Below are 16,786 nucleotides of genomic sequence, written 5' to 3' on the forward strand. Positions count from 1 at the left end.
CTGGCCACAAATACTCAAAGCCACCCCGCGCCGAGGCCCAAATGCGGCCGGGCGGGTGGGCGCTCGTGCCGCAGGCACGGCGGGCACCCGGGCCGCCGCTCACACCTGCGACGGCAGCCAGAGCACGATCGCCGGGAACGCCACCAGCAGCGCGATGGTAATCGCATCGGCGATGAAGAACGGTGTCACCCCACGGAACACGTCGCCCACGCTGATATCGTCCCGCACGCCGGCCACCACGAAACAGTTCAGCCCGATCGGTGGCGTGATCAGACAGAACTCCGCCATCTTCACCACCAGGATCCCGAACCAGATCGCGCACATCGGCCCCGACATGCCAAACGCCGCCTCCTCGGCCGACACGTTGATCCCGCCGTTCAGCGCCATCACCGCCGGGAACACCACCGGCAGCGTCAACAGCAGCATCCCGATCGCATCCATGAACATGCCCAGCACGGCGTAGGCCAGCAGGATCATGATCAGCGTCAGCATCGGCGGCTGCGCGAGCGAGGTGATCCAGTCCGAAAACGCCCCCGGCAGATCGGCGAAACCCAGGAACCGCACATAGATCAGCACCCCCCAGATGATCGCAAAGATCATCGCGCTCAGCTTCGCCGTCTCCACAAGGGCCGACCGCAATTCCGGCCATTTCATCCCCTTGGCCAGCGCCATCAGCAGCACCACGAACGCCCCCAGCGCGCCGCCCTCCGTCGGCGTGCCCCAGGCGTCGCCGCCGATCAGCGTCGGAATCTCGGCCCCGAAGATCCGCACCGTCTCGGGGATCGGGTTGTAGACAAAGAAGAGGATGATGATGACGACGAAGAAGATCGGAAAGGCCGGCCCCAGCGACACGAACCGCTCCCGCCAGGTGAACCCGCCCACCGGTGGGCCGAATTTCGGCAAGGCCAGCGCCAGCCCCACGATCAGCAGGCCATAGACCAGGGCCGAGAACATGCCGGGGATGAAGCCCGCCAGCAGCAGCTTGCCCACATCCTGCTCCACGATGATCGCGTAGATGACCAGGATCGCCGACGGCGGGATGAGAGAGGCCAGCGTGCCCCCCGCCGCCACGACCCCCGCCGCGAACCGCTTGTCATAGCCGACTTTCAGCATCTCGGGGATCGCGATCCGCGCAAACACCGCCGCCGTCGCCACCGAAGCGCCCGACACCGCGGCGAACCCCGCCGTCGCGAACACCGTCGACACGCCCAGCCCCCCCGGCAGCCACCCGACCCACCGCTTCGCCGCCTCGAACAACGCCCGCGTCAGCCCCGCGTAATAGGCGAGATAGCCAATCAGGATGAAGGTCGGGATCAGGCTCAGCGCCTGGCTCGCCACCTTGGAATGGGGCACCTGTCCCGCCGTCTTGGCCGCAACCTCCACCGCCCAGAACAGCTCGTCCCCGGCATAGCCCTTGCGCGCCCAGAAGATCCAGACAAGCCCGATCAGCCCCGCCAGCGCCGCGGCGAACGCCACCCGCATCCCCAGAACGACCAGCACCAGCAGCCCGCCGGTCACCCACAGCCCGATTTCAAGCGGATCCATCAATCGTTCCCCGAAACCGTGGCCGCTTCCCGTGCGGCGACCTCCGCCGCGCTCTCGACCAGCGGCACCGCGACGGGCTCCACCAGCCCCAGCACGAAGGCCCGCGCATAGCCCCAGAGCTGGATCACCAGCCGCAAGCACAACACGCCGAACGCCACCGGCGCCAGCAGCTTCGCCGGCCAGATCGGCAGGCCGATATCCATCGTGCTGTCCCGGCTCCACATCGGCGCGCCAAAATCGAACGACCGGTCGAAATGCGCCCACGACCCCCAGACCAGCAGCACCATCACCACAAGGATCAGGAACGTCGTCAGAAACTCCGCCGCCCAAAGCAGCCGCCCGCTGAAAGCGCCGATCACGATATCCATCCGGATATGCCCGCCCAGCCGCTGGGTGTAGGCGACGCCCATGAAGGCGATCAGCGGCATCGCCTGCTCGATCCAGTCGACATAGCCCGGCACCGGCGCGTTCAGGAAATTCCGCCCGCCGACCGACGCGACGGCCAGGAACATCAGCCCCGCCACGGCAAGCCCGCTGATCAGCGCCAGCCACCCTTCGATCCGGAAGAGACCCCGATCGATGCGGCTCAGAACGCTGTCGTCCTCCAGGACCGAGGCCGCTCCCGCCATCGATGTCTCCCCGCGATTTGCAAAAGGGGCAGGGTGCGCCTCAGCGCACCCCTTCCGGTGTCAGCTTCCGTTCACCATCCCGGTGACGAGGTCGAAAAGCTCCTGCGCCGGCAGACCCGCCGCCTCGTTCTCCGAAATCCACGTCTCCGCCGCGGGCGCGGCCGCAGCCTCCCGGAACGCCGAGATCTCGTCGTCCGAGAACGAAACCTGCTCGATCCCCTTCTCTTCCAGAAGCGGCCCCCAGGCGGCCATCGTCTCGTTGTTGTAATAGTCGATATAGTGGTCGAGCGCTTCTTCCACCGATCCCAGCAGCGCCTCGCGGTGGTCGTCCGACAGGCCCTCCAGAGCATCCGTGTTCACCACGACCGGGCAGTTGACCGTGCCGGGGTTCAGGTTCGTCGTCCAGTACGTCGCGTTCTCGACCGTGCCGAAAGACATATGCGCATGCGGCGCGAAGCTGACCGAGTCGACGACGCCCGAATCCAGCGCCTGCCGGACCTCCGTCGCGCTCATCGAGGTCGGAACAGCCCCGATCGCCTCCATCGCCGCGCCGATGCCGCCGGTCGCCCGCACGCTCAGCCCCTCGAAATCGGCGAGCGTTGCCGGTGCATCGCCCACGCCGACGAAATTGTATTGCGGCAGCGGCGACGGCATCAGCAGCGTCGCGTTCCACTGCGCCATCTCCTCGGCGACGGCGGGATGCTGATAGACCGCCATGGAGATCTCGCGCTCCTGCTCCAACGTCGTGACGCCCAGGAACGGCAACTCCAGTACCGTGATCGCCCGGTTCTTGTCCGGATGATAGCCCGCACAGAACTGCGCCATCTCGAACGCCCCGATCGAGATCCCGTCAAGGTTCTCGCGGTTGTTCGAGAGCCCCCCGTACGAGATGTTCAGCGTAAACTCCCCGCCCGTCTTCTCCTCGACCAGCTCAGCCAGCCTCTCCACGTGTTCGGTAAAGGCCCGCCGCTGCCCCCAGAGTGAGACGTTCCACGTCTCGGCGAAGGTTTCTCCGGCAAAGGCAAAGGTCAGCGCCACCGTCGCGGCGCCCAGCTTCCAATTGGTCATGTCATCCTCCCTGACGCGGGCATCTTCGGCCCATCTGCCGTGCAGCTTAACGAGCGATGACGCAGAGGCAAGAGAACTGCCTTCCGCGAATACCCATTCGTCCAGAAACCCACCCGCCCGGAATCAAGCGGCACCGCCGCGCCGGGCGAGCGCCTGACCGTCCCGCGGTCTGGCGCTCGTCCGGCGCTCTATCCAATCTCAACTGTTTCATAGGCGTAGGGTGGGTGAACCCGCGCCCCGCTCAAATCACCCGCCCTGCGCCGCCACCATCTCGGCCACAACCGCCTCTGCAACCTGAAACCCGCCCTCCATCCCGTCCTGCCGCAACCGCACCCCCGCCAAAAGTTCCAGCGTATCCGCCGCCACGCTGCCGCCTTCCTCCACCAAAATCTCCCGGATGATCCGCTTGGCGACCGCCCGGTCGGCATCGCTCACCACCGCCTGCGCCGCCTCCGGCTCTCCCTCCAGATCGCCGCCCATCATCAGCGACCCGACCCAGTTCGAGACCGGCCAAAGCCCCTCGCGCCTCAGCGCCCAGATCCGCTGCCGCCCCTCCCGCTGGCTCTCCGCCAGACCCGCGCCCAGCAGAACCTTAAGATGCTGTGACACTGTCGGCTGGCTCACCCCCAGCCGCAACGCCAGCGCCCCCACGGCGATCGGCCCGCCCGCGAGAGCCTCGATCATCCGCCGCCGCGTCGGATCGCCCAACGCCCGAAACACCGCCCCCGGATCGTCCATGACACCTCCCATAAGCCACCGCCTATAGGTCACCAGAACCCATAGGCGCGGGCCGATGGATCGCCCACCCCGGTTAACCAAAGGCTACCCGACCGCGCGCAGGTATCTCCGCAGCTCCCGCTTCATGAAGCCGATGGCCTCGGGATGATCGAGGTAATCCTCCACGCTCATCAGCTCCAGCCGCTGCCCTTCGTCCCCCAGCCGCATCCCCGCCGCCCGGTCCGGCTCCAGATGGGCCGCGAAGAAGAACAGCCGGTTTCCCTTTGATGTCCGGTAATCCGCTTTACCCACAAGGTCTTGCGGCTCCAGCACCAGCGCCGTCTCCTCCCGCGTCTCGCGGATGGCCGTCTCCTCCGGCGTCTCGTCGCCCTCCCGTCCGCCACCGGGAAAATCCCACATCGCGGGGAACGGAATGTCGTCCCGGTCGTCGCGCAGCATCACCACCAGATGCGCGCCGACGAACACCGCAACCTTCGCGCCATGGAACTCCGCAACGCCTTCGTTCACCCTTCACCCCCTCCGACAAGAGTCCGACCGAAATCCGACGGAATGCCGACAGCGTTTATTCCAAGACCGCAAAGCTTTACATAGCCCCCATGCCCGCCCTCTGCCGAGATTGCCTCAAGACCTTTGAGACAGGCCCCCGCTGCCCGGTCTGCCGGTCTCCGCGCACTCTCAACCACCCGGAATTGTTCGATCTTTCCATTGCCCATATGGATTGCGACGCCTTCTTCGCCAGCGTCGAAAAACGCGACAATCCGGATCTCGCCGACAAGCCCGTCATCATCGGCGGCGGCCAGCGCGGCGTCGTCTCAACCGCTTGTTATGTCGCAAGAATTCGCGGCGTGAAGTCCGCCATGCCGATGTTCAAGGCGCTGAAACTCTGCCCCGAAGCGGTCATCGTCCGCCCCCGGTTCGACGCCTATGTCGAGGCGTCAAAAGCCATCCGCCAGATGATGGAGGATCTCACCCCCGCCGTCGAACCGCTCTCGCTCGACGAGGCGTTCATGGACCTCTCCGGCACCGCCAAACTGCACGGCGCCCCACCGGCCAAGCTCTTGGCGGGCCTGGTAAAAAGGATGAAATCCGAACTCGGCCTCACCGGCTCCATCGGGCTGTCGCACAACAAGTTTCTGGCCAAGGTCGCCTCCGATCTCGACAAGCCTCATGGCTTTGCGATCATTGGACAAAACGAAACCGAGGCCTTCCTCCGCCCCAAATCCGTCCGCCTGATCTGGGGCATCGGCCCGGCCGCGCAGGAGACACTGGAAAAGGCCGGCATCCGCACCTTCGACGACCTCCACCGCTGGGACATCAAGGATCTGCACGCCCGCTTCGGATCCATGGGCGACCGCCTCTGGCACCTCGCCCGCGGCCAGGATTACCGCGCCGTCTCGGCCAACCGGCCGGTCAAGGGGATCTCGAACGAAACCACCTTCCGCGAGGATACGAACGATCCCGGCATCCTCGACGGCCACATCTGGCGGATGTCCGAAAAGGTCGCCTCCCGCGCCAAGGCGAAAGACATCGCGGGCCGCGTCGTGACGCTCAAACTCAAGAAATCCAACCACAAATTGCTGACCCGCCGCCTCTCGCTCCGCCAGCCCACGCAGCTGGCCGACACGATCTACCGCACCGCCCGCAGCCTCTTCGACCAGACCCCCGACGAAGGCCCCTACCGCCTTCTCGGTGTCGGCATTTCGGACCTGACCACCGCCGATGGCGCCGACCTGAGCGGAGACCTCCTCGACCCCCAGGCCGAGGCCCGTACCAGGGCCGAGCGGGCGACCGACGCGATCCGCGACCGCTTCGGCACCGATGCCATCGTCAAGGGCCGCAGCCTGCGCTGACCCGCGCAACGTCCCGCACTTCAACGGATCGTTCAGCCGCAGAGTGTAATCCCCTCCGCGACACGAAAACCGGAGGATTGCGAAAACTACTCCGCCGCGACCCGCTGCTCTGGCCGCCCGATATCTGCGATGTCCGAAACGATCCGCGTCATCAGCGCCTGGAACCCCTCGAAATCCGCGTTCGGCGTGATCGTCCGCTCATCCATATAGAGCGCCCGGTCGATCTCGATCTGAACCGCGTATTGCTGGCGTGACGGCCGCCCGTAGGTCTGAACGATATAGGCGCCGGCAAAGGGCATGTTCCGCACGACCCTGAGTCCCGCGTCCTGAAACGCCAGTTCGATTCGCGTCAGGACTGCCTCGCTCGCCGCCGCCCCGAACCGATCGCCAAGGACAACTTCGGGCCGCGGCATGCCGGGGGGCGAGATCCCGTCGAGCGCCTCGTGCGGCATCGAGTGGCAATCGACGAGAATCGCCTCGCCGAACAGCGCGCGGCTCTCGTCCAGAAGGGTCTGAAGGCCGCGATGATAGGGATGCCAGACGGTATCCAGCCGCGCCTGCGCGTCTTCCCGAGAGATCTTTCCCCGATAGATCGGCCGCCCATTCGCCACAACGCGCGGGATAACCCCCAGGCCGCTGGCGATCCGCGGGTTGTGGCCCGACCGCCGAACGCCTTGGATCAGCGCCGGGTCCAGCTCGTCCGGCGCCCGGTTCAGATCAACATAAGCTCTTGGCGCAGAAGCATAAATCAGCGGCGCGCCGACATCCTGCGCGGCCCCGAACAGCTCATCGACAAACGCGTCTTCCGATGACCGGATCTCGGTTTCGTCCAGAACGGCCCGGTCCAGAAACGCCTCGGGATAGGCCCGCCCGCTATGGGGAGAAGAGAACACGACGCTCGTGGACCGCATCCGCGGACGCTTGATCCTGCACGCCAATCGGGTCATTCGCTCTCCTTCGCCTGCCGATAAACTAGACCGAAAGGGACATTGTTCAAAAGCCCTTGCAGCACATCGCCCCCGCGTCTATAGACCGCCGGACCGGCGCGGCGACCTTTCCGCGTCCCTTTTCTTTGGGGCGACGGGTTGTGTGCCGGACAAGGGCGATTAGCTCAGCGGTAGAGCACTTCGTTGACATCGAAGGGGTCACTGGTTCGATCCCAGTATCGCCCACCATGGATCACCGTCCCGCAAGGGACCCCGAGGACCGAGCGGCCCAGCGCCGCGAGAAGAAGGAGAGGACCGATGAAGGTCAGGAACTCGCTGCGCTCGCTCAAGAGCCGCCATCGCGATTGCCGCGTCGTGCGCCGGAAGGGCCGCGTCTACGTCATCAACAAGACCCAGCGCCGCTTCAAGGCCCGTCAGGGCTAAGTCTAAGCGCGACCAAGGTTTTCCAAGGGCTGCCCATCCGGCGGCCCTTTTCATTTGTACCGGTCGCGGGATGGCGGGCGGGGCGATGCCGGAGGCGAGCGCCGTACCGTCATCCCACCACCCCCTTGGCGGCCCAGGACCGCAGGTCCATACTGGGCAAAGCAGGGAGGATGGCACATGCAGATCACCGTCAACGGCACGTCCCACGAGGTCGATGTCGACCCGCAGATGCCGCTCCTCTGGGTCCTGCGTGACACGCTCGGCATCACCGGCCCGAAATACGGCTGCGGCGTCGCCTATTGCGGCGCCTGCACCGTCCATATCGATGGCGAGGCGGTCCGCGCCTGCTCCCTTCCGGTCGACAGCGTCTGGGGCGAGATCACGACGATCGAAGGTCTCGGCCAGCCCGGCAACCTCCACCCCGTTCAAGAGGCTTGGGAGGCACATCAGGTCGCCCAATGCGGCTATTGTCAGTCCGGCCAGATCATGACCGCCGCGGCCTTCCTCAACGAACTTCCGGACCCCACCGATGAAGACATCGACCAGGCGATGGGCAATAACCTCTGCCGCTGCGGCACCTATCCCCGCATCCGCGCGGCCGTGAAGGACGCCGCCAACCGGCTGAAGGAGGCGTAAGATGGGCGCCGGCAAGATCCTCCGCCGCACCTTCCTGATCGGCACCGCCGCGATTGCAGGCGGCGTCGCCTTCGGCGTCTGGCGCTACCGCACACCTTACGGCAACCCGCTGGAAAACGGGCTGGCCGAAGGCGAGGCCACCCTGACCCCCTACATCAAGATCGCGCAGGACGGCATCACGATCATCACCCCCCGCAGCGAGGTGGGCCAAGGCACCACCACGACGCTCGCCGCCCTCGTTGCCGAAGAACTCGACGTCGACCTGACGGCGATCAAGACCGACCACGGCCCGCCCAGTTCCGCCTATTACAACGGCGTCGTCTCCGCCGAGGGCTTCCCCATCGCGGCCACCGACACCGGCTTCCTCGCCCGCAACGGCCGGGCCATGGGCGATGTGGCAGGCAAGTTCCTGGGCCTCCATATCACCGGCGGGTCGACCTCCGTCCCCGACGGCTTCGACAAGATGCGCACCGCAGGCGCCGTTGCCCGGCTCGTCCTGATCCAGGCCGCGGCGGATCGCCTTGGCGTCTTGGCAGGCTCCCTCTCGACCGAAAACGGCGCGGTGATCGGTGCAGGTGATGTCCGCATCCCGTACGAGGATCTGGCCATCGACGCCGCCGCCATCGACCCGCCCCGCCATGTGGAGCTGAAAGACCCGTCGAACTGGCGCTACCTCGGCAAGAGCCAGCCGCGCCTCGACATGCTGGGCAAGGTCACCGGTACGGCGAGCTACGGCATCGACCTGCGCCTGCCCGACATGCTCTACGGCACCGTCAGGTCCAATCCCGCCCAAGGCGCGGGCGCCTTCGACGTCGATGCCAGCAGCGCCGAAGCGATGCCGGGCGTCGTCAAGGTGATCCGCACCCAACATGGCGCCGGCGTCCTCGCTGACAATACTTGGACCGCCTTCCGCGCCGCTGAGGAGATCACATTCGACTGGGCGCCCTCCCCCTATCCTGAAACCTCGGAAGAGATGGCGGCGGCCCTCGAAGACAGCCTGGACGACAGCGCCCGCGACAGCCGCTTCCGCAACGATGGCGACGCCGACGCGCCGACGGACAACGCCGAGGTGATCGAGGCCGACTACGTGATCCCCTTCCTCGCCCACGCGCCGCTGGAGCCGATGAACGCGACCGCCTGGTTTCACGACGGCAGGCTCGAGATCTGGGCCGGAACGCAGGTCCCGACCTATGTGGTTCAGGCCGCCGCCGACCTGACCGGCCTCCCGGAAGGGGCGATCACCCTTCACACCGTCACCTCCGGTGGGTCCTTCGGGCGCAGGCTGGAATTCGACTTCATCCTGCAGGCCATCGAACTGGCGAGGGAGGCCGATGGCCGCCCGGTCAAGATGACCTGGAGCCGGGAAGAGGATTTCGCCCACGATTTCCCCCGCCCGATGGGCCTGGCCAGGATGCGCGGCGTCATCCGCGACGGCCAGATCGATACTTTCGACGGCCGCTTCGCCTATCCGTCCGTGGTTTCCTCGCAAACCTCGCGCCTGGGCATCACGGTTCCCGGCCCCGACACGACCATCGTCGCGGGCGGTTGGGACCAGCCCTTCTCGATCCGGAACTACCGCCTCGCCGGTCATCGCGCCCCCGAGATGGCCCCGGTCTCCTCCTGGCGGTCCGTCGGCGCGTCAGGGAACGGGTTCTTCCACGATTGCTTCCTCGACGAGCTGATCCATGCCGCAGGCCTCGACCCGATGGAAGAACGGATCCGCCTCTGCTGGCACGACCCTTCGCGCAAGGTGCTGGAAGCCGTCGCCGAAATGTCGAGCTGGGGCAGCCCGTTACCCGAAGGCTCCGGCCGCGGCGTCGCCTTCTGCCTCTCCTTCGGCGTGCCCTGCGCCGAAGTGGTCGAGGTCAGCCAGACCGACCGAGGCCTCCAGATCAACCGCGCCTTTGCCGCCGCGGATGTTGGCACCGCGCTCGACCCCGGCAACCTCGATGCGCAGCTGTCGGGCGGCATGGTCTTCGGCCTCGGCCATGCAATGAATTGCGAGTTGACCTACACCGCAGGCGGCGCCCCCGATCAGACGAACTTCCCGGATTACCCGGCGATGCGCTTCGATCAATGCCCGGTCATCGAGACCCGCATCCTCGAAAACGGCGACGCCATCCGTGGCATCGGCGAACCGGGCGTGCCCCCCGCCGCTCCAGCTCTCGCCAACGCGATCTTTGCTGCGACGGGTCAGCGGCTGAGAGAGATGCCTTTCAATCGCTTCGTCGATTTCGCCTGAACGCCCTCAGCGCGAGATGAAACTGTCGGCAAGCAGGCGCACTACCGTCGGTTCGTTCATGTAGCCGGTCGCGGGCAGCCCGCGCGACTGCTGATAGCGCCGCAAGGCCCGCCGGGTCTCCTGGGTGAACTGCCCATCCACTCGGCCGGGATCGAGGCCCAGATCGTCCAGCTTCGCCTCGACCAGCCGCGCGGTGATGACATTCAGGCCCAAGGCCCGCTCTTCGGCTGCCGCCCGTTGCTGGGCGGCATTGTCTTCATCGTTGCGCTGCAAGGCATTGATGCGATCCTGCGCCTGACCACGGAAGCGGCCGTTGGGGTAGCGCTCAAGATACTCCCGGTATCCAGCAACGCTATCGACGTCACGATACTGGTCCCAGACCTGCCGCTCCTGCGCTTCCGCTTCCTCGCGGGCGGTTGCCTCGATCCGGCCCAGCCGGTCCCGCGCCTGGTCTGCGAACAGACCGTCCGGATAGCGCTCCAAATACTGCCGCAGGCCGCTCTCGCTCCCATCCGCGCCCGTCCTTACCCAATAGTCGCGATCCTCCCGCTCGATTCGCTGACGCTCCCGCTCCGCCTCGGCCTCCAGCAGATCGCTGCGCACCTGGGCCTGACGCCGCAGGAGAGAGATCTGCTCTTCGTTCACATACGAGGTTGAGACGAACCCGTTTTGCTCCTGCCAGCTTGATATCGCGGCGCGTGTCCCGGGTCCGAAGATCCCGTCGATCCCGCGGGTGTTGTAATCGAGGATGACAAGATCCCGCTGAATCTGCCGCCGCTGATCCCGGTTCAGCGCCAACGCCTCCTCATCCAGACGCGCCCGGCGGTCGGGTTCGGAGAGTATCCGGTCGATCTCGATCCGCGCCTGGGTCGCGTAGCGGCCGCGGGGATACGCTTCGAGGTAGTCGCGGTAGGCCCCGACACTGTCCTCGTCGCGCGCGCGCTCCCACAAGAGACGCTCCCGAACCTCAGGGTCGATATCCCTGTCTTCCGGCGGGATGATCCTCGGTTCGTCCTCCTTCGGGACGAGGATGAAAGCCTCGGGCGCGTCCCCGAGAAACGTAATATCCCGGTCCCGCTTGACGGCTGCAACCAGATCCTCCCCCGGGCGCGCCGCACGCAAACGAAGGAAGTTGCCGATATCGGTCGGCTCGCCCGTAATGGCCGTAACGCCGTCTGGCACGTCGATCGGCCCCAGGCCCTGGTCAATGTCGCCCGGCAGGCGATGGCGTGTCCCGGACAGCCCAAGAGCCAGGAGCGCGGGCCCATCGGCCTCACCAAGAAGGCGCAGAATGCTTTCGATCGAGAGCGCGTTGCGCCCAAGGTCAAGGTAGTGTGCGGGCATCTCGGCCTCCTGACCGACATACCAGGTGCGATCCCGATCCGTCACGAACTGACCCGCCAAGGCGACAACGACCCGCCCGCCATCCTGGACCTCTTCGACAAAGGCCGCGATCGCCTCTTCCAGCTCGGATAATGGAACATTCTGTCCGTCGAAAACCCGAAAACCCGCATCCTCGAAGGTGCCGACTGCGCGCGTCACCCGGTCGCTGCCGCGCATCCGCGGGAAATTGTCGTAGTTGACCGTCCCGATCATCAATGCCGCATCATCGGCAAGCGCAGGAAGCGCGCTACCGGCCATCAGAGCCGCTGTAACAAGGGAGAGCGGCTTGAACTTTTCAAACATCATGTTTCGTAAACCCGTTTGTCCTCGATGACGATCCCGTCGCGAGGCAGCCCCCCAGGCTCCACGATCTCGATCTTACCTTGAAGTTTCAGGACATCCCGAACGGCCTGCTCTGCCGTCGCCATGTCAATCTGCCGGCCCTCGATGTGGACGGTCATCATGTCCGCATCCCCGGCCCGGTCTGCCACAACGCGCGCGCGCTCCACCCCATCAAGGCGGCCGACAAGGTCCGCCACCTGTTCCGGGCGCACGAACATGCCCTTGATTTTCGTCGTCTGGTCGGCCCGGCCCATCCAACCCTTTATGCGCATATTGGTCCGCCCGCAGGGGCTTTCGCCCTCGAGCACGGCGCTCAGATCCCCTGTCGCAAAACGGATCAGCGGATAATCGGTGTTGAAGGTCGTCACGACGACCTCGCCAACCTCGCCGTCCGCAACTGGCGTGCCCGTACCGGGCGTGACGATCTCAACCAGCACGCCTTCATCGACGATCAGCCCCTCGCCGGCCTGTGTCTCATAGGCGATATGGCCCAGATCGGCGGTGGCGTAGCATTGCAGGCAGGTAATGCCGCGCTCCGCATAGAAGTCCCGAAGGGACGGAAACAGCGCGCCACCCGAAACCGCCGCCTTGCGGATCTTCAGGCCCAAACCGTCCTCATCCGCTTGGGTCAGGATCACCTTGAGGTAGTCGGGCGTCCCCGCATAGGCAGTGACCCCCACATCATGCGCGGCGCGGGCCTGCAGCGCGGTCTGCCCCGTCCCGGCCGGCAGGACCGTCGCACCGACAGCCCGCGCGCCGCTTTCGAACATCAGTCCCGCTGGCGTCAGGTGATAGGAAAAACAATTCTGAACGATATCATCCGCGCCGATCCCGCAGGCATGGAGGAACCGGCCAAAGCGCCACCAATCCTGACTGACCTGCCCGGGTTCATAGATCGGCCCGGGCGACTGGAAGACGTGAGCGAAACCCGACAATCCGTCGGCCGTGAACCCGCCAAGCGGTTTGCCCGCGCCTTGAGCCGTCGCAAGATCAGACTTTCGCAGAACCGGCAGCCGCACCAATGCTTCGCGCGTCGTGATCTGTCCGGCATCGATATCTGCAAACGCCCCGGCATACCCGGCCAGACCCTTCGCGCGCGCGATCTGACCTGGCAATTGTGCGTCGATCCATGCCTCGCGCGCGGCCCGATCCCGCGTTTCGAAAGCGTCATAAAACTGGCTCATCACACCCATCTTTCCGGAGGCAGGATCCACTGTTGGCGCCTCGCTATCCGTTATCCAATATCAGTCCGATCCCAATAGCCGGAACGAAGCCACAGGTTCATAAACTCAGGCTACATATCCCGAAGGGAAAAGCCTGGCCGCGACGCTGGGTTCCGAACGCTCAGCTCAGCCAGCGTTTGCGCCGACGATAGCTGCGGACGTCCCGGAAGGACTTCCGTCCCTCGTCACCCATGCCGAGGTAGAATTCCTTCACGTCCGGGTTTTCGCGCAAATCCGCAGCGGGTCCGTCCATCACGACCCGGCCGCTTTCCAAGATGTAGCCGTAATGGGCAAAGCGGAGCGCCACGTTTGTATTCTGCTCAGCCAGAAGGAACGAGACGCCTTCGTTGTCGTTCAGGCTTTTGACGATCCCGAAGATTTCTTCGACCAGCTGCGGGGCAAGCCCCATCGACGGCTCATCCAGCAGGATCGTCTCGGGTCGGGACATCAGCGCGCGACCGATGGCGCACATCTGCTGCTCACCGCCGGACGTATATCCCGCCTGACTGGATCGCCGCTCCTTCAGCCGCGGGAAGTAGCCATAGACCATGTCGAGGTCGCGCTTGACCGCCGCTGCCCCGTCCTTGCGGGTATAGGCGCCGGTCAGCAGGTTTTCCTCGATCGTCAGATGCTCGAAGCAATGGCGCCCCTCCATCACCTGCACAACCCCCCGCTCGACCAGATCGGAGGGAGAAAGGTCCTGCACCCGTTCCCCGCGATAAAGGATCGACCCCTTGGTGACTTCGCCGCGTTCGGAATGCAGCAGGTTTGAAACGGCTTTCAGCGTTGTGGTCTTTCCGGCCCCGTTGCCGCCGAGGAGCGCTGTAATCCCGCCCTGCTTCACGGTCAGCGAAACGCCTTTCAGGACGAGGATGACGTGATTATAGATCACCTCGATATTGTTGACCTCCAGCAAGGCATCGCGGTTATCTACCTCCCGCCCTTCTGCTGCCGAAATCTGATCCAACATGCGTGCCTCCCGGTCATGTGGGCCCGCCGGTCCTGTCGAACCGGCGGGCGCCTATCTCATTCGCAGCCTGGCGTGATGCCGTTTTCTTCCGCGAAGGACATTGAATCTGCTTCGACCAGCGGCGCGATGACCTCTTCGTCAGGCTCAATGAAATCGGTCAGCACGACCCAGTTTTCCGCATCTGCATCCCACTGCTGGACGAGACCTTTGCCGGAACCGCCATGATCCTGGCAAGACACCGAGAATTCAGGCCCAATCCCCGGCATCCCAAGCTCTTCCATCCGCGCGTTCGTAATGGCGAGCGCTTCCATCCCGTCGCGCATCATCGCGGGCGTGATGTCTGCCTCTCCATGCATGTCCTGCGCGGTTCGGATCGCCTCGGCAGCCAGCATCGCGGCATACATCCCCCGGGTGTAGAGTACGGAGCCGAGGTTGGAGCCATCGCCAGCTGCAAGCCCTGCGTCGATCACATGTTCTTGGATCTCCGCAAAGACGGGCATGTCTTCAACAGCGTTCATGTTGAGGGACTTGTAACCATCAGCCGCGGCACCGGCAGGGCGCACATCATGTTCGGCCCCAGCCCACCAGTTTCCGATGAAGTTTTCCATCGGGAAGCGGATATTGGCAGCTTCCTGGATGGCGACCTGGTTCATCACGCCCCAGCCCCACATCAGCACGTAGTCAGGGCGCTCCCGCCGGATCTGGAGCCATTGCGATTTCTGCTCCTGCCCTGGATGGTCGACGGCGAGCTGGGTGAACTCGAACCCATGCTTGGCCGACAGCTCTTCGAGCGTTCGGATCGGTTCCTTTCCGTAAGCCGAGTTATGGTAAACGAGCGCGATCGTCTGACCTTCAAGCGACCCACCATTCTCTTCCAGAAGGTAGTTCACCGCAACAGACGCAGCGTCCCAGTAATTGGCCGGGTAGTTGAAGACGTTCCGGAACACCTCGCCATTGGCCGCCGAGGTCCGGCCATAACCCATCGTGTGAAGCGGGATGCCGTCTGCCTGAGCCTTGGGGATCAGCTGGTAGGTGATCCCGGTCGACAGGGGCTGATAGACAAGCGCCCCCTCACCCTTGGTCGACTCGTAGCATTCGACGCCCTTCTCGGTGTTATAGCCCGTCTCGCACTCGATCACCCGGACCGGTACATCCCCAATCCCGCCATCCCGCTGGTTCAGCAGCGTGAAGTAGTCCTGGTAGCCATCAGAAAAGGGAATACCCCCCGCCGCGTAAGGCCCTGTGCGATAGCTCAGATCCGGAATCACCAGATCAGCTGCTACGGGTCCCGCTAAGAGCGTCCCCGCAAGAAATGCCGCCGTCAGTCTTTTCATCGGTCCATACCTCCCTTTCCCGATGCGCCCGCCGTCGGCGGGGCGTCTATCCCTTGGGTGCCCCCGCAGGACATTCGATACCCCGCCCTCAGTAAGGGAAGGGCCACAACCTCAACTTCTCCTTCGCTAACCGCCAGAGCTGCGCCAACCCGTGCGGCTCCGCGATCAGGAAGATCATGATCAGTCCACCCACAATCACCAGCTGGAAATGCGCGACGGTATCGGTGGGAAAGCCCAGCCAGTCGACACCGATCACCTTCAGCGCCACCGGCAGCAGCACCATGAAAGCGGCCCCGGCAAAAGAGCCGAAGATCGATCCCAGCCCGCCGATGATGATCATGAAGAGAACCAGAAACGATGTCTGGATCCCGAAGGCATCCCCAGGTTCCACCGATCCTCGGAGAACCGCGAAGAACAGCGCCCCCGCGATCCCGACAAAGAAGGACGAGACGCCGAAGGCGGACAGCTTCGCTCTGAGCGGGTTCACCCCGATGATCTCGGCTGCGATGTCCATGTCCCGGATCGCCATCCAAGTCCGCCCCAACATCCCGCGGGTCAGGTTACGCGCCACGATAGCCGAAAGGGTCAGGAAGCTCAGGCAGACCAAGTAGAGCACCCACGGCTCGGTCTCCGCCCCCGTCACCTGGATCCCGGCGAACGAACGGTCCGGCACGGTGATCTGCCCAGACGCCGAATAGTTGTAGAACCACGGCACCCGGTTGAAGAGCCAGATGAGGAAGAACTGCGCCGCCAGCGTCGCAACGGCAAGGTAGAACCCCTTGATCCTCAAGGATGGTAACCCGAAGAGGATGCCGACCGCGGCCGTCACACCGCCGGCCAGGATAATATGAATGATAATTGAAACATCGGGAAACGCTGTCATCAGCTTGTAGGCGGCATAGGCGCCCACGGCCATGAACGCCCCGGTCCCAAGCGAGACCTGCCCGCAGAACCCCGTCAGGATGTTCAGACCAATCGCCGCAATCGCGAAGACGAAAAAGGGTCCGAAGATCGACTTCGCCCAGTAATCATCGACAAAGAACGGGATGACCAGGAAGGCAACGGCAAGCACCACCCAGTATCGGTACCGGTCGAACGCAATCGGAAATGTCTGATTGTCCGCCGCATAGGATGTCTTGAAATCGCCCGCTTCACGATAGAGCATCGCATCCTCCGCCTTTCTGTCTCACGGCCACCGTCCGCTCTGATCTCATCGCTGCCTCCCAATCCGCGCGGCAGCGAGAAAACACACCATGGCCACCGCGACAAAACCGGTGACGCTCCGCCAGATCAGCTCCCGCCCAGATGGCGCAACCTCTCGCCAGACCCAAGACGATCCGCCGAGCAACAGCACGACAAGGACAACGATCAACAGCAGCCCAGAAAGGCTCAGAAGACGCGACAGCATGTGCCTCCCCCATCCTCATCTCGCCCGAAATACTTCCGCCGGAGGCAC

General features: G+C 64.6%; 16 protein-coding genes and 1 tRNA gene. 5 read left to right on the forward strand and 12 right to left on the reverse strand.

Annotated features, from left to right (window positions below; all coding sequences use genetic code 11):
- Window positions 1–99: 99 nt before the first annotated feature.
- The 5 genes from AADZ90_RS01995 to AADZ90_RS02015 all read right to left on the reverse strand — a co-directional run bounded on the left by AADZ90_RS01995 (window position 100) and on the right by AADZ90_RS02015 (window position 4,487).
- The gene (locus AADZ90_RS01995; protein WP_367309435.1) at window positions 100–1,545 is read right to left on the reverse strand and encodes a TRAP transporter large permease; all 1,446 of its coding nucleotides are present in this window, start codon (window positions 1,543–1,545) and stop codon (window positions 100–102) included.
- Window positions 1,545–2,174 carry a TRAP transporter small permease subunit gene (locus tag AADZ90_RS02000; RefSeq protein WP_367309434.1) on the reverse strand — a complete coding sequence of 210 codons (630 nt, stop codon included), beginning with the start codon at window positions 2,172–2,174 and terminating at the stop codon, window positions 1,545–1,547. Before AADZ90_RS02000 ends, AADZ90_RS01995 begins: the two co-directional genes overlap by 1 nt.
- Window positions 2,175–2,234: 60 nt before the next feature.
- A complete protein-coding gene (locus tag AADZ90_RS02005) occupies window positions 2,235–3,242 on the reverse strand; it encodes a C4-dicarboxylate TRAP transporter substrate-binding protein (RefSeq protein ID WP_367309433.1) in 1,008 nt (335 codons plus the stop codon).
- Window positions 3,243–3,488: 246 nt separating this feature from the next.
- Window positions 3,489–3,980 (reverse strand): ArsR/SmtB family transcription factor, encoded by a 492-nt coding sequence (locus AADZ90_RS02010; RefSeq protein WP_367309432.1) that lies wholly within the window; start codon window positions 3,978–3,980, stop codon window positions 3,489–3,491.
- A gap of 84 nt (window positions 3,981–4,064) precedes the next feature.
- On the reverse strand, window positions 4,065–4,487 hold the full coding sequence (locus AADZ90_RS02015) for an NUDIX domain-containing protein (protein ID WP_367309431.1): 423 nt from the start codon (window positions 4,485–4,487) through the stop codon (window positions 4,065–4,067).
- 89 nt (window positions 4,488–4,576) lie between these two features.
- Here AADZ90_RS02015 and AADZ90_RS02020 point away from each other — a divergent pair, with 89 nt between their 5' ends.
- Window positions 4,577–5,830 (forward strand): DNA polymerase IV, encoded by a 1,254-nt coding sequence (locus tag AADZ90_RS02020; protein ID WP_367309430.1) that lies wholly within the window; start codon window positions 4,577–4,579, stop codon window positions 5,828–5,830.
- An 86-nt stretch (window positions 5,831–5,916) separates the two neighbouring features.
- On the opposite strand, the gene AADZ90_RS02025 is transcribed toward AADZ90_RS02020, so the two are convergent.
- A complete protein-coding gene (locus AADZ90_RS02025; protein WP_367309429.1) occupies window positions 5,917–6,777 on the reverse strand; it encodes an N-formylglutamate amidohydrolase in 861 nt (286 codons plus the stop codon).
- A 153-nt stretch (window positions 6,778–6,930) separates the two neighbouring features.
- Between AADZ90_RS02025 and AADZ90_RS02030 the strand changes: the two genes are divergently transcribed.
- From AADZ90_RS02030 to AADZ90_RS02045, 4 genes are all read left to right on the forward strand, one after another.
- Window positions 6,931–7,005: transfer RNA gene (locus AADZ90_RS02030), tRNA-Val, on the forward strand.
- Window positions 7,006–7,074: 69 nt separating this feature from the next.
- A complete protein-coding gene (gene ykgO / locus AADZ90_RS02035; RefSeq protein WP_028287243.1) occupies window positions 7,075–7,200 on the forward strand; it encodes a type B 50S ribosomal protein L36 in 126 nt (41 codons plus the stop codon).
- A 177-nt stretch (window positions 7,201–7,377) separates the two neighbouring features.
- A complete protein-coding gene (locus AADZ90_RS02040; protein WP_367309428.1) occupies window positions 7,378–7,836 on the forward strand; it encodes a (2Fe-2S)-binding protein in 459 nt (152 codons plus the stop codon).
- 1 nt (window position 7,837) lies between these two features.
- Window positions 7,838–10,078, forward strand: coding sequence for a xanthine dehydrogenase family protein molybdopterin-binding subunit (locus tag AADZ90_RS02045; protein ID WP_367309427.1), 2,241 nt, complete (start codon window positions 7,838–7,840; stop codon window positions 10,076–10,078).
- 6 nt (window positions 10,079–10,084) lie between these two features.
- On the opposite strand, the gene AADZ90_RS02050 is transcribed toward AADZ90_RS02045, so the two are convergent.
- The 6 genes from AADZ90_RS02050 to AADZ90_RS02075 all read right to left on the reverse strand — a co-directional run bounded on the left by AADZ90_RS02050 (window position 10,085) and on the right by AADZ90_RS02075 (window position 16,738).
- The gene (locus AADZ90_RS02050; protein WP_367309426.1) at window positions 10,085–11,767 is read right to left on the reverse strand and encodes a peptidoglycan-binding domain-containing protein; all 1,683 of its coding nucleotides are present in this window, start codon (window positions 11,765–11,767) and stop codon (window positions 10,085–10,087) included.
- Window positions 11,764–12,987, reverse strand: coding sequence for a phenylacetate--CoA ligase family protein (locus tag AADZ90_RS02055; protein WP_367309425.1), 1,224 nt, complete (start codon window positions 12,985–12,987; stop codon window positions 11,764–11,766). Before AADZ90_RS02055 ends, AADZ90_RS02050 begins: the two co-directional genes overlap by 4 nt.
- A gap of 160 nt (window positions 12,988–13,147) precedes the next feature.
- Window positions 13,148–13,996 (reverse strand): ABC transporter ATP-binding protein, encoded by an 849-nt coding sequence (locus AADZ90_RS02060; protein WP_367309424.1) that lies wholly within the window; start codon window positions 13,994–13,996, stop codon window positions 13,148–13,150.
- 56 nt (window positions 13,997–14,052) lie between these two features.
- Window positions 14,053–15,330 carry an ABC transporter substrate-binding protein gene (locus tag AADZ90_RS02065; RefSeq protein WP_367309423.1) on the reverse strand — a complete coding sequence of 426 codons (1,278 nt, stop codon included), beginning with the start codon at window positions 15,328–15,330 and terminating at the stop codon, window positions 14,053–14,055.
- An 88-nt stretch (window positions 15,331–15,418) separates the two neighbouring features.
- On the reverse strand, window positions 15,419–16,495 hold the full coding sequence (locus AADZ90_RS02070; protein WP_367309422.1) for a branched-chain amino acid ABC transporter permease: 1,077 nt from the start codon (window positions 16,493–16,495) through the stop codon (window positions 15,419–15,421).
- Between the two features lie 45 nt (window positions 16,496–16,540).
- A complete protein-coding gene (locus tag AADZ90_RS02075) occupies window positions 16,541–16,738 on the reverse strand; it encodes a hypothetical protein (protein WP_367309421.1) in 198 nt (65 codons plus the stop codon).
- Window positions 16,739–16,786 lie beyond the last annotated feature (48 nt).

Source organism: Aestuariibius violaceus, assembly GCF_040779325.2.
In the GTDB taxonomy this organism is placed as follows: Bacteria; Pseudomonadota; Alphaproteobacteria; order Rhodobacterales; family Rhodobacteraceae; genus Aestuariibius; species Aestuariibius violaceus.